The 12610-nt window shown below is 62.1% G+C and carries 10 protein-coding genes; 8 read left to right on the top strand and 2 right to left on the bottom strand.

Annotated elements, in window-relative coordinates:
- Nucleotides 1-359 precede the first annotated feature (359 nt).
- From VGC33_RS14465 to tssG, 8 genes are all read left to right on the top strand, one after another.
- A complete protein-coding gene (locus VGC33_RS14465) occupies nt 360-998 on the top strand; it encodes a two component system response regulator (RefSeq protein WP_331121467.1) in 639 nt (212 codons plus the stop codon).
- A 165-nt stretch (nt 999-1163) separates the two neighbouring features.
- On the top strand, nt 1164-3650 hold the full coding sequence (gene tssI, locus VGC33_RS14460; protein WP_331121466.1) for a type VI secretion system Vgr family protein: 2487 nt from the start codon (nt 1164-1166) through the stop codon (nt 3648-3650).
- 10 nt (nt 3651-3660) lie between these two features.
- Nucleotides 3661-6366, top strand: a complete 2706-nt coding sequence (locus VGC33_RS14455; protein WP_331121465.1) for a DUF2169 family type VI secretion system accessory protein — start codon at nt 3661-3663, stop codon at nt 6364-6366.
- Nucleotides 6363-7445, top strand: coding sequence for a pentapeptide repeat-containing protein (locus VGC33_RS14450; protein ID WP_331121464.1), 1083 nt, complete (start codon nt 6363-6365; stop codon nt 7443-7445). The genes VGC33_RS14455 and VGC33_RS14450 overlap by 4 nt, the downstream gene beginning before the upstream one ends.
- A gap of 8 nt (nt 7446-7453) precedes the next feature.
- Nucleotides 7454-8086, top strand: coding sequence for a DUF3540 domain-containing protein (locus VGC33_RS14445; protein WP_331121463.1), 633 nt, complete (start codon nt 7454-7456; stop codon nt 8084-8086).
- A gap of 29 nt (nt 8087-8115) precedes the next feature.
- On the top strand, nt 8116-8667 hold the full coding sequence (gene tssE / locus VGC33_RS14440) for a type VI secretion system baseplate subunit TssE (protein WP_331121462.1): 552 nt from the start codon (nt 8116-8118) through the stop codon (nt 8665-8667).
- Between the two features lie 3 nt (nt 8668-8670).
- Nucleotides 8671-10530 carry a type VI secretion system baseplate subunit TssF gene (tssF, locus tag VGC33_RS14435; protein WP_331121461.1) on the top strand — a complete coding sequence of 620 codons (1860 nt, stop codon included), beginning with the start codon at nt 8671-8673 and terminating at the stop codon, nt 10528-10530.
- The gene (tssG, locus tag VGC33_RS14430; RefSeq protein WP_331121460.1) at nt 10527-11633 is read left to right on the top strand and encodes a type VI secretion system baseplate subunit TssG; all 1107 of its coding nucleotides are present in this window, start codon (nt 10527-10529) and stop codon (nt 11631-11633) included. The genes tssF and tssG overlap by 4 nt, the downstream gene beginning before the upstream one ends.
- Here tssG and VGC33_RS14425 read toward each other — a convergent pair.
- Nucleotides 11630-12058 carry a hypothetical protein gene (locus tag VGC33_RS14425; RefSeq protein WP_331121459.1) on the bottom strand — a complete coding sequence of 143 codons (429 nt, stop codon included), beginning with the start codon at nt 12056-12058 and terminating at the stop codon, nt 11630-11632. The two genes, tssG and VGC33_RS14425, sit on opposite strands and share 4 nt — an antisense overlap.
- A 7-nt stretch (nt 12059-12065) precedes the next feature.
- Nucleotides 12066-12593, bottom strand: coding sequence for an Hcp family type VI secretion system effector (locus VGC33_RS14420; RefSeq protein ID WP_331121458.1), 528 nt, complete (start codon nt 12591-12593; stop codon nt 12066-12068).
- Nucleotides 12594-12610: the final 17 nt, after the last annotated feature.

The raw sequence follows: 12610 nt of genomic DNA, 5'->3' as shown, positions 1-12610 counted from the left end.
TGGTAACGTAGCGTGATTATGGCGGATCATTTTACGATCGTTTTCAAAGGACAGCGCGAATTAGGCTAAACGGTTAAACCGGATTGAAACATGCTTAATATAACGTTTTTTCCCCGGATAATACCTTGATTTATTCTTGCGTTCGATTATGCTCATGGCGTTTCATTCTCCGGGGAATAATCAAAATTTAGTTATAAAATAGTTTTTCCTGATGCACAATACTCTGGTCAATAACCCAAACCCCTTATTATCTTTAGCGCTGGCCGTAATAAAGTAGCCCCGGCGGCCGGTTCTGTGCGTTATTAATTCCAAATATATTCTAAAAAATGACTCACCTTGCATACTCCAGGGAAGGTTTCATGAACATAAAACTGTTGTTGGTTGACGATCATGAACTGATCATTAACGGCATTAAATCTTTGCTTCAGCCCTATCCGCGTTATCAGATTGCCGGCCAGGTGGATAACGGACTTGAGGTCTACGGCCTTTGCGGCGAGACCAACCCGGATATCGTGATACTTGATTTGGGATTGCCGGGCATGGACGGGCAGGATGTGGTGGCGCAATTGCTCAGGCGCTGGCCCGCCATGCGCATTATCGTTCTCACCGCCAGGCAGGGTGAGCATCATGCCGCCAGGGTGCTGCGCCTGGGCGCCCTGGGCTTTGTGCTGAAAGGCAGTCCCCCGCGCAGGCTGCTGACCGCGTTGCAATCGGTTTTTAACCGCAAGCGCTATATTGACCCGGCCCTGGACCACTTTCGCGTTTTCCAGCTGATGAACGACAGCGGCCATCATCCCTTGTCCCTGACGCTGAGGGAACGCCAGGTACTTAAACAAATCGCCGAGGGCGCCGGCAACCAGACCATTGCCGGCAACTTATCCATCAGCCCGAAGACGGTCGAAACCCATCGTTTGAACATCATGCGCAAACTTGACGTGCATAAAGCCATTGATTTGGTGCACTGGTCGCACCGACTGGGTTTGGTGGAATACGGCTAGGTCAGTAATCCGGCGGCGATCTCAGGGAATTACCTGATGTTTTAGGGTCGCCGTATAGCTATGATGGCAATAACGGGATAAAGCCATCACCTGGCTGGTAAAAATAAGTGCTTTAGACATTAAGCCTTGGCGCCTTACCGTCGATCTCACGCATTAAGGAACAACATGCCAGACTGGATAAAGGTCCATACGCCGTTAAGCGGTAGCGCCGAAAGTGAACTGGTATTTAAACGGCTGACCGGACGGGAATCATTATCAGCTTTATACCGGTTTAGCGCGGAATTCCTTAGTACGCATAACGATTTAGACATTAATGCATTATTGGGTCAGGATATGACCTTTGAAATAACGCTTATTGATGGTGGATGTCGTTATTTGCATGGCCATATTACCCGCATCGATTTTAACGGCTACGAGCTGCTGAATGAAAAATATAAGCTCTATACCTTCACGCTGCATCCCGCGCTGTGGTACCTGACGCAAAATCGCGATTGCCGCGTCTGGCAGGAGAAAACCCTGCCGGAGATTATTACCCATGTCCTGGCCGACCATAATATTGCCTGTGAAAACCGGCTGACCAGCGCCTATCATTTATATCCCTACATTGTGCAATATCGCGAAAGCACTTTCGATTTTCTGAGCCGGCTGATGGAGCACGAGGGAATTTATTATTATTTTCACCATCATGACCGCGGCCATACCCTGGTGCTGGCCGACGCCCCGCAGGCGCATCAACCGTTTCCCGGCTATGAGGAGATGGTTTACCGGCAGCCGGGTTGCGGTCTTAACGCCCATATTGAAGCCATTCACCGCTGGACCTTATCCCACCAAATCACCCCCAGGCTGTGCAGCATGGATGACTATGATTTTCGGCAACCCCGCGCCCATCTAGGGCAAACCCGTCAAAACCGCGCCTCTTTCGCCGCCAGTAAAAGTGAAATTTACGATTGGCCGGGCGGATATGGCGATAATGGGCATGGACACTTTCTGGCGCAGATCCGCCAACAGGAGTTCGCCTCCCGGCAATGCCGGGTCTCGGGCCAGGCCACGGCGCGCGGCATGGCGCCCGGCCGCACCTTCCGGTTACGTCAATGTCCGCGTCCGCAGGATGAGCAATGTTATCTGGTCACCGCTGTCGATTACAGTATCCAGGATAACCGCCATCTGGCCGATGACTCCCGGTTGGCGCCCGGATCCGACGCCGCCATGGCCGAATTCAGCGTGGATTTCACCGTGATACCGGCCCATGTCTCCTGGCGCCCGCCCCGCGACACCCCCTGGCCGAAAACCCAGGGACCGCAAACCGCCGAGGTGGCCGGCCCGCCCGGCAAAAGCATCTGGACCGATAAATACGGCCGCGTAAAGCTTAAGTTCCGCTGGGACCGGCACGGCGCGGGCGATGATACCGATTCCTGTTGGGTACGGGTATCAAGCCACTGGGCCGGCTGGAAATATGGCGGCGTGCAGGTGCCGCGCGTCGGCGAAGAGGTGATCGTGGATTTTATCAATGGCGATCCCGACCGCCCCATAATCACCGGGCGGGTATACAACGAGGATGCCCTGCCGCCCTGGGATCTGCCGGCCGCCGCCGCCCGCATGGGCTTTATGAGCCGCAGTAGGGATGGCGGCGCGGGCAACGCAAGCTATTGGTTTATGGAGGACGCGCCAGGGCGCGAGTCGTTCAGCCTGCATGCCGAGCGCGATATGATCATCTCGGTCGAACACGACCAGCACATCAGCGTCGACGGCTGCCTGGCGCAGGAGATAAAAGGCCAAAGCCGGTTTATCCACCAAGGCCCCTGCGCCACCTTTAAATTTAAACCCGATATACAGACCTTTCACTTGGGCAAAACCAGCCTGATTACCGCCGGCGGCAGGGCGGACGCCGTCACCGGCGGCGAGTACCGCCAGGTGACCGGACACGCGGCGCAGATTGTCAGCGGCAGCCTGACCCAGCATGCCGGCGACAATATCAGCCATCACGCTCTGAATGACCTGATGTTTGATGCCGGCAATAAAATCCTGTTCGGCCGGACGCTCAGTCCCGGCGCGCAGGCGACCGATTATCCGAGCCCGGCGCAGGCCGCCCTGGCGGCGGCCCGGCCCGCGACCGCCCGGGAGCTGGAGGATCGCCGCCGGGCCGAGCGGCAATGCCTGCGCCCGGATCCCACCCGGGTGGAATATACCAAAGGGGTGGAAACCACCATCAGCGGCGTGGACCGACAAACCATCACCGGCGATCAGCGGGTGGAGATAAAAGGCGACGCGCGCCGCCATATCCACGGGCGGTTTGACGGGCATGTCAACCAGGATGTGGCCCTGCGCGCCGATGGCGACATCAGCGTCAACGGCGGCAACGAGGTACTGGTCTCAGCAAAAAAACTGGTGCGGAAAATCGAGGGAAGCAGCGAAACCCATGCCGGTAATGCGCTTAACATCGCCGGCTCCGCCGAAACCATAAATAACATGCGCTTTTCCATGGCGAAAATGGCGGTCGCCACCGACGAGGTGTTAACCTCCAGCACCCGGCTGAACCTGGCCACCACCGCGGTGCGGGTCGAGACGGTGGGCGTTAACATCGGCCAGGGCCAGTTGGATATCCGCACCACGCTGCTGAGTCTGCACACCAGCGCCATCACTATTTTTATCTGAGCCGATCGCCATGAAGATCATTAAACCGCTGCGCCTGGGCGTACTGCACCGGCCCTGGCGCTGGCAGGGTCAAAACCGGTTAGGCGTGTCCGTTCTGGCGCTGGCCGATATGGGGCCGGCCCCCCGGCTGCGTCCCGAACCCGAGCTATGGCAACTGGCGGCGGCGGAACTGGCCGGCGACGGCGGTTTGCTGGATCTGGCCATTCCCAAGGCCTGCGCGGAATTCCTGGCCACGGGTTATGCCTATACCCGGCACCAGCGGCAAAACAATGCTTGTATGGTCAAGATCCAGGTGGCGGAGCTGGAAAAAAGCCTGACGGCGTTCGGTGAACGTTTCTGGGTCGGCGGGCGCCCCACCGAGGCGCTGCCGTTCGCCAGGCTGCGACTGGACTGGGAAAACGCCTTCGGCGGCGAAAACGATGCCGGCAACCCGCGCGGCCTGGGCGCGCATCCCCTAGAACGCAACGGCGTCCTGTGCCATCCGCTGGCCCGTATCGAACCGGAGGCGGGGTATGGCGCGGCGCGGCGCGCGATAAAACCCGACTGTTTCGGCCCGCTGGATTTTTGCCTGCCGGGGCACTTCAGCCGTATTGGCAAAAACTACGATCAACGCTGGCTGGAGCAGGATTACCCCGGTTTTGCCCGCGATATCGACTGGCACGTATTTAACCGGGCCGGATGCGATCAGCGGTGGCCGCGGTCGCCGTCATTACCCTTGGGCGCGCCCTGGCGTATCTGGAATATGCATCCGGAGCAACCGCTGCAGCAGGGGGTGCTGCCCGACTGGCGCGCCCGGTGTTTTATTACCCGCGCCGGCGGCGCAGGCGCGGTTGCCGGCGATAGATACCGGCGTGACATCACCAGCGCCGCCGGCTCGCCGACGCTTGAAGAGCTCAGCCTGCGCGCCACCACCCTGTGGTTTTTCCCTCATCTGGAACAGATGGTGCTGATTTGGCAGGGCGATTGCGCGATTCATGAAGACGATGCGCTGGATATCGACAATATGCTGGTCGCGCTCGAAACCGCGGGAGAAAGCCGTCCCCTGGCGCATTATCAGGACGTTTTCCTGGCCCGCGGCCAAAAATCCACCGCCGCCGCCCATGCCCTGCGTGAACAGGATTTGGTTACGCAAAGCCTGATAGGCCCGTGGCTGGATACCTGCCCCCGTCCCCAGGAAGGGCCGCTGGCGGCCAATCTGGCGCGCCGGGAAGCGGACCTGCGCGAAAAGCATCGCCACCCCTTGGGACCGGAAACGCCGGACGGGCCGGAAAATAGCGCTGAACCGGGCAGCAGCGGTCATGGCCGTGACGCCGGCCTGGGTACCCGCGATCGCGCCAGCGCCGATAGCCTTGGCAGGTGCGCACGGCAACCCGGGCCGCTGCCCGGCGAACTGCCGCAATTCATGGCGCGCCTTGAGGGGCAGGCGGCGGCGATGCAACGGCGGGCGCTGGAAAAAGCCGCCGCCCTGGGCGCCGATACGACGGATTTCGTGGACGCCGCCGGGTTGGACGCCGCCGTCCACGCCCCGCGGGATACCGGCGCCGGGCCGGCGCACTACCACCGTATGCTGGCGTTGCTTGGGCGGCGGGAAGCGGGTTCCACCGGCGCCGGACCTTCTGTTGATACGCCCGAGACGCGCCTGGCCCTGCACCAGATGTATCGGCTGTCCGCCGATACCCGCGCTGCGGCCCCGCCGCAGGACGCGCAGCAAACCACAACGCTGCGCCGTCGCCTCCAGGCGCTGCTGGCGCAAACACGCGATCTCGCCGGCATGGATCTGACCGGCGCCGACCTGCGCAATCTGGACTTACGCGGCGTGAATTTAAAACAGGCCCTATTGGAAAGCGCCAGGCTGGATAACTGCCTGCTTGACGGCGCCGATCTCAGCGAGGCCATGCTGGCGCACGCCTCGCTGGTAAACACTTCCCTGCGCGACGCCCGCCTTAACGAAACCTGCCTGACCGGCGCCCGCTGCCAGTCCGCTGAATTTTCAGGAGCGCGCCTGGCCGGGGTGATGGTCACGCGGGCGGAGTTTACCGACTGTTGTTTTAACCAGGCGCATCTCAGCGGGCTGCTGTTTCACCTGACCCGGCTTAACCGCTGTAGCTTCAGCCGCGCTACCCTGGAAAACAGCACGTTTCTTGAGCCCGATGCCGCCGGGCTTGATTTCAGCCGCTGCCGCCTGGAAAAGGTGGTTTTCAATAACGGACGGCTCGACGCCGCCTGTTTTTACGCGGCGCAGCTGTCGGGCTGCGCGTTTATTACCATGGCGTTGGATGAGTCACAGTTTCAGGAAGCGGGCCTGGACAGCTGTGTTTTTACCGGCGGCGCCCATGCCAGGGGCGCATCGTTCAAGCGCGCGCGGCTTAAAAGCTGCAACTTCCGGCAAACGCCGCTCGAGCGGGCGGATTTTTCACGGGTACGGGCCGAAAACTGCGATTTCAGCGGCGCCGGGCTTACGGATTCGCGCCTGGACGGCATCAACGCCGGCGGCTGCCTGTTTATCCGCGCCGACCTGAGCCGCGCATCGCTGAACCGCGCCGACCTGATGGGCGCCCTGCTGCAAAAATCCCGGCTTGGCGGCGCCGACCTGCGGGGCGCCAACCTGTTTCGCGCCGATTTGTCGCTTGCGGCCATAGATCACCACACCCGCCTGCAGGGCGCCTATACGCACCAATGCAAAACCCTGCCGCGCGCGCAGGAGCCGACCTCATGATCCCCCTTACGGCGCGGGAGCTGCAACAACGGATCGACCGGGGCGAAGCCGTGGAGTCGGTGACGCTTTGCGAGGAACAGCTTGCCGGCGTCAGGCTGTGCGGCGCGGTATTCAGCCATGTGGTTTTCAGCGGGGCGGATTTACGCCGGCGCCGGTTGGAAGATACGCTGTTTGATCACTGCCGGCTGGAGCGGGCGGACTTCAGCGGGGGGGCGATAAAGGACTGCCGGTTTAACCACTGCGCGCTGCCCGCGGCTGATTTCAGCGGGTGCGACATCAGCGGCAGCCTGTTTAATCATTGCCTGCTGATGGAAAGCCGCTTTGGCGCCGGCGACATCGCATCCACCCAGTTTCTGGAGAGCCCGCTGACCGGCGCGGTGTTTGATCGGTGCGCGCTGTACCGGGTTACGCTGTTTAAAACGCCGTTGCATCAGGCCCGGCTGCGACATTGCCAGGCCACCCTGACCACGCTGTTCGGTATCGACCTTACCGCCACGGTGTTCGGCCAAAGCCATTTTGACCGCGCAATCTTTGTCGGCTGCGACCATCGCAATAACGACTATCGGCGCCAGAGCTTTATCGCCTGCCAATTTACCGACAACGCCATGGATAACGTCGATTTCAGCCACGCCATTCTTACCCGCAGCTGTTTTAAGGGCGCCTCGCTGGCCGCGGCCCGTTTTGAACACGCCCACTGCGCCCAGGCACTGTTTATCGACGGCAATCTGGCGCGGGCGCGGTGCCGCCACGGTCATTTTGATCAGGGTCAGTTTATCGGCGCCGATCTGCGCCAGGCCGATTTTTCCCACGCCAGCCTGGAGCAGGCCCTGCTGCATCGCGCCCTGGCCGGACTATGCCGGTTCGCCGGCTGCAATCTGGCCTATGCGGATTTTTGCGGCGCCGACCTCCAGGGCGCCGACCTGCGGCAGGCGCGCTTTTTGCGCACCCGCCTGCACCGCTCCCGGCAAACGGCGGCGCTGTTTTCCACCCGCAAGGGACTGCTGGAGGCCGATGAGGCTCTCCATGCCGCCGAAGAATGGAGCCTGCGGCGGCCACCGTTCACCTCAGCCACGACTTAGGGCAAGTTATGATCAATCGACAGACATTCAGCGACACCATTTCCTCACCACCCGGCCAGGCCGTAGGCCGGGTGGTTAACGTCCTGCCGGACGGCTGCTATATCGTGCGCCATGAACAGCGTGGCTGGCAGTGCCGCCTGGCCGCCAGTTGCCTGCTCACGCCGCAGCCGGGCGACGAGGTGTTGATTGCCGGCAATCAGGCGCAGCTATGGCTGCTGGCGGTACTGGACCGTGCGGATACGCTGTCGCCCTGGTCACTGGCGGTGGCCGGCGACCTGGATATCGCCGCCCGGGGGACGCTGACCCTGCGGGGGACCAAACGGCTGGCATTGCTCGCCCCTACGCTTGATATCGGCGCGGACCGGGGGGAATGCCGCATCGGGCGGCTGCGCTACCAGGGCGAATCGCTGTCGGCCCGGGTCGATGCCTGCTGTATCGTCGGCAAACGTCTGGAATCGGTATGGCGCACCCTGGTGCAGATAAGCCGCAGGTGGCTGCGCAAAGTGACGCACACGGAGCATGCCAGGATCGGCCAGTTGGATTACCTGGCCGCCGATTATGCCCGCATCCACAGCCGGAACCTGATGATCACCGCCGACGCCGTCACCAAAATCGATGCGGAACACATACATATGGGCTGATCCGGCCATCGCCGGAAACGGGAGCGAAAATGCGCGATAAGATAAACCATCGGGCGGGGGGAACCGCCGGCGGGCAGGGTATTGCGACCGGCGGCCGGCAACAGGCCGCGCCCGTGCTTTGGGAGCGGCTTTCCGATGACGACCCGGACAATCCGGACGACATCCCGCAGGATATGGCCGGTCTGCGGGACATGCTGAAGCGATCGGTACTAACCAACCTGCAGGCGCTGCTTAACTGCACCCGTTTCGCCTCCCGCGACGAGCTGGCGCGCTGGCCGCAGGTGTATGCCAGTACGCTGAATTTCGGCCTGCCGCCGATGGCCGGCAAGGTGTGCTCCGAAATAGCCTGGCACGACATCGAACGCGCCATTGCCAGGGCGATAACCTGCTTTGAGCCGCGCATTATTTCCCCGGAGCTAAGCATTGATTACGTCGGCGATAACGACGGACTGGCGTCGCATAACCTGCTGTCGTTTATTATCCAGGGACGCCTTTGGGGGTCGCCGGCGCCGGTGGATTTCAGGTTTACCAGCCGCGTGGATCTGGAAAACGGCCATTTTGAACTGAGTGATAAGGGATAACCAATGGATAGCCGGCTACTGGACTATTACAATCGGGAATTGGCCTGGCTGCGGGAAATGGGAACGGAGTTCGCCGAACAGTATCCCAAGGTCGCCGGACGCCTGGGCCTGCGCGGCGCCGAACCGGCCGATCCCTATGTCGAGCGGTTGCTGGAAGGGGTTGCCTTCCTGACCGCGCGCGTCCAGTTGAAAATGGATGCGGAATTTCCGCGTTTCTCGCGGCAACTGCTGGACATGCTGCATCCCAACTATCTGGCCGCCACCCCCTCGATGGCCATTGTGGAACTGAGGCCGGACGTTGCGAAAGGGGATATCAGCCAGGGATTTCGCGTGCCGCCCGGCACGGTGATGGACAGTCGGGAGCTTAAGTCCCGCGGCGTCACCTGCCGCTACCGCACCGCTCATGAGGTCGATCTTCAGCCGCTGCGCATCGAGCAGGTGGCGCTGGGCGGCATTCCGGCCGAGATCTTGCCCGGCGCCCTGGGACTGGACGGCAGCGCCTGCGCATTGCGCATCAGGCTTTCCTGTGTCGGTCCGGTGACGCTCGGTGAAATGCGTTGCGATCGGCTGATGTTTTACCTCAGCGGCGGGGATATCCCGGCCCGGCAACTGCTGGAGCTGATGATGCAGCATACGCAAACGGTGCTGGCGCAGACCGGCGGCGATTCGGCCCTGCGCCTGAACCTGGGCCGGGAGGCGCTGCGCCATGAAGGTCTTGACGCCGATCAGGCCATGCTGCCGCAGGATCTGCGCAGCCTGGACGCCTTTCGCCTGCTGCAGGAATATTTTTCTTTTCCCGCCCGGCTACAGTTTTTCAGCCTGCGGGGTTTGCAACCGCTGCTCGACCGCGCCGGCAAACAGCAACAGCTGGAGATTATCCTGTTGCTGGACCAGGCCGCGCCCGAACTGGAGCGGCAGGTCGACCGGCGACATCTGGCGCTGCACTGCACGCCGGTGGTCAATCTGTTCCCCCGCACCGCTGAACGCATTATCCTCAATGAACGCCGGACTGAATATCCGGTTATCGTCGATACCCTGCATCCGCTGGATTATGAGGTCCACTCGGTCACGCAACTGCACGGCTACGGCAGCAAAGGCGAAAACGGCTACCGGCGGGTATTCAGGCCGGTGTACGATCGCCATAATGAAGAAGGGCCTGACGGACCGGGCTGGTTTTCCCTGCGCCGGGAGCAGCGCTCCCGGCCGCCGGCCGCCGACCCGTTAATCCCCTGTACCGGCTCGGGCGGTTCACTGGCCTTTATTTCCCTGGCCGACGAGCGGCATCCACCCTGGGGGGCGGATCTGGCGTATTTAAGCGCCGAGGTGCTGTGCTGCAATCGCGACCTGCCGTTCACGCTGTTGCGCCAGGATCGGCAATTCGTGATCCGCGATTCCCTGCCGGTGCAACAGGTGTTATTACATAATGGCCCAAGCAGCCCCATCCCGGCGCTGGCGGAAAGCGAGTCCTGCTGGCCGTTGATTAACCAGCTGCGGCTCAACTATTTCAGCCTGATGGATAACCCGGATGGCGGAACGGCCCTGCGTCAGTTATTAGACTTCCATGCGCGCCGGGCCGATATTACCGTCAGGCAGCAAATCGCCGGTATTCGCCAGTGCCAGTTCCTTCCCTGCCACCGGATAATGGCGCGGCCGGCGCTGGCCGCACGCGGCCTCAGCGCGCGGATTAGCGTCGACGAGCAGGCGTTTTCCGGCCTGAGCCCCTGGCTGCTGGGCAGCGTGCTGGCGCGGCTGTTCACGCGGCTGGCCACGGTTAACAGCTTTAGCGAAACCACGCTTTGCTCGATGCAACGCGGCGCCATCGGCTATTGGCCGCCGCGCCCGGGAGCCTCGAGGCTGTTATGAAAATCTACCGCGTCCATCCCCGCCCCGCCCCAGGCCGGCTGAGCCCGTGTTCGCGCCAGCGGCCGGTTGTCCCGCGCGCGCCCGTCGATGATAGCGCCGGCCATCGCTGGACCCCGCGCGAGCGCCGACCCTGGGACTATGATCTGTTCCAACTGCTGCGCCGCGTGGATGCGCGGGAGGGGCTGCGCTACGCGCTGGGACGCGCGCCGCTGCCGCGCGACGAGCCGCTGCGCCTGGGACAACGTCCCTCCCTTGGCTTCGCCGCCGCCGGTATCGCCGCTATTGTCCCGGCGAGCGGCGCGCAATGGCGGCGGGTGGAGATCAACGGCTTCGGCCTGTTCGGCCCCAACGGTCCCCTGCCCCTGCATATGACCGAAGAGGTCTATCAACGCCGGCGACCCGGCCAGCAATCCGCGCTGACGGCCTTTGCCGATCTGTTTCACCATCGGTTGATCACGCTGTTTTACCGCGCCTGGGCCGACGCCCAGCACTGTGTCTCGTTCGATCGGCCGGACAACCGGCGTTTTGATCGCTATGCCGCCTGCCTGCTGGGCATGGCCCAGCCCGCCGCGCGGGTCGGCGCGCCGGACGCCCAGGCACGTTATTATATGGCCGGACATTTAACCCGGGGTCCCCGCTGCGCCGAGGGGCTGCGTTCACTTATCCGACATTATTTCGCCGTGCCGGCCGGGATTCGGGAAAATCTGTTCCACTGGCTGGCGCTGCCCGCCAACGCCCGGTTACGGCTGCATACCGGCCACCGTGGCGTCCGCCTGGGCGAAACGTCTTGCCTGGGCCTGGCCGCGCCGGATATCCAGTCCCGTTTCGCCGTCGATATCGGCCCACTGCCGTGGCGGCAATACCGCCGTTTTTTATCCGCCGGGGGCGGCGGCACGCTTGACCGGTTGCGCGACTGGATTCGCCAATATGCCGGGGTGGAATTTTCCTGGGAAGTGCGGGTGATCCTGGCGCGCGAGGGATATCGCGGCTGTGAGCTGGGGGTTGACCAGCCGCTGGGACAGGGCAGTTGGCTGGGATATAACCTGCCCTCGGCCCATCGCGATGATTTTGTTTATCGTCCCGATGAGCCGATAGTCGGTTAATCCTCGCCGGCGGCGTTTGCCATTTCCCGGCGATAGACCGGCAAAAAGGACTGGGTAAACAAGGCGCCGGTATCGCTTTGCCGCGGCGCGCCGAGACAGGCGGCCAGCGCCGCCAGCATCGCCCGCCGCTGGGCCGGCGTCGTCTCGCCCATGGCGATATCCGCCGGCGCGCCGGCGGGATGTTCCGGCGCCGCCGGCGCGTCCTCCGCCCGTACCGGCGGGAACAACCGCAGCGGATCGGTTTCCCCGGCGCCCCGCGATCCAACGGGCGCGGCATCCGCCGGTGCCGTTATCCCGCCGGATGCGAAGGGCGCGTCAAAAAGCGCCGCCAATACCCGGTCGATATCATTTTCCCTGACCGCGGCGCCGGGAAATTCGTGGAGAAAACTCTCCCAGGTCTCTTCAGCGCGGCGATCGTCGATCAATATGTCGTTATTTAAATTTGACTTGTGCAGCGGCATTTTTCTTCACATCCCAACCAAATTCCACTTTCGCGCTCAGGGCGCCGGTATTTAACTGCTCACCGCAGGTCACACCCACGATGGACGGTGAAAAGCGATACAGCACCGCCATGGCGCCGGGCGCCACCGCGTGGCCCTCGCCCATGCCGGTACCGGCATGGGGGACGATTTCCACCGCGCTGAGCATCACGTCCTGCATTTTTATCAGCAGGTAGTCCTCGCTGGACTCGGCCGCCTTTCTCAGTCCCAGTGTCACCACGGGCAGATGCGTGCCCTCGACGCATTTTTTCATCATGGTCGGCATGGCTTTATCAATGCGCGCCAGCACCTCCAGCTCCCGCACCACCGCCTTGCCGATGCCGCCGCCGCCGCCGACGCTGTTTTCCGTGGGCTGGACTATTTGCCAGCGAAAATGCTGCACGTCGATCCAGTCTTTATGCTCCTCGTCCTTGGCTTCGCCTTTAACGCTGTCTACTTGCAGATAAATGCTATTGTTCATAACGGAAGGTCCTTACC

The sequence above is a fragment of the Acerihabitans sp. genome (genome assembly GCF_036398755.1).
GTDB lineage: Bacteria > Pseudomonadota > Gammaproteobacteria > Enterobacterales > Enterobacteriaceae > Acerihabitans.
This window is presented reverse-complemented; position numbering and strand designations above follow the sequence as displayed.

What these genes read in the sequence shown, in the direction of transcription:
- VGC33_RS14465 (WP_331121467.1), top strand. Translation starts at nt 360, where the DNA reads ATGAACATAAAACTGTTGTTGGTTGACGATCATGAACTGATCATTAAC.
- tssI (WP_331121466.1), top strand. Translation starts at nt 1,164, where the DNA reads ATGCCAGACTGGATAAAGGTCCATACGCCGTTAAGCGGTAGCGCCGAA.
- VGC33_RS14455 (WP_331121465.1), top strand. Translation starts at nt 3,661, where the DNA reads ATGAAGATCATTAAACCGCTGCGCCTGGGCGTACTGCACCGGCCCTGG.
- VGC33_RS14450 (WP_331121464.1), top strand. Translation starts at nt 6,363, where the DNA reads ATGATCCCCCTTACGGCGCGGGAGCTGCAACAACGGATCGACCGGGGC.
- VGC33_RS14445 (WP_331121463.1), top strand. Translation starts at nt 7,454, where the DNA reads ATGATCAATCGACAGACATTCAGCGACACCATTTCCTCACCACCCGGC.
- tssE (WP_331121462.1), top strand. Translation starts at nt 8,116, where the DNA reads ATGCGCGATAAGATAAACCATCGGGCGGGGGGAACCGCCGGCGGGCAG.
- tssF (WP_331121461.1), top strand. Translation starts at nt 8,671, where the DNA reads ATGGATAGCCGGCTACTGGACTATTACAATCGGGAATTGGCCTGGCTG.
- tssG (WP_331121460.1), top strand. Translation starts at nt 10,527, where the DNA reads ATGAAAATCTACCGCGTCCATCCCCGCCCCGCCCCAGGCCGGCTGAGC.
- VGC33_RS14420 (WP_331121458.1), bottom strand. Translation starts at nt 12,593, where the DNA reads ATGAACAATAGCATTTATCTGCAAGTAGACAGCGTTAAAGGCGAAGCC.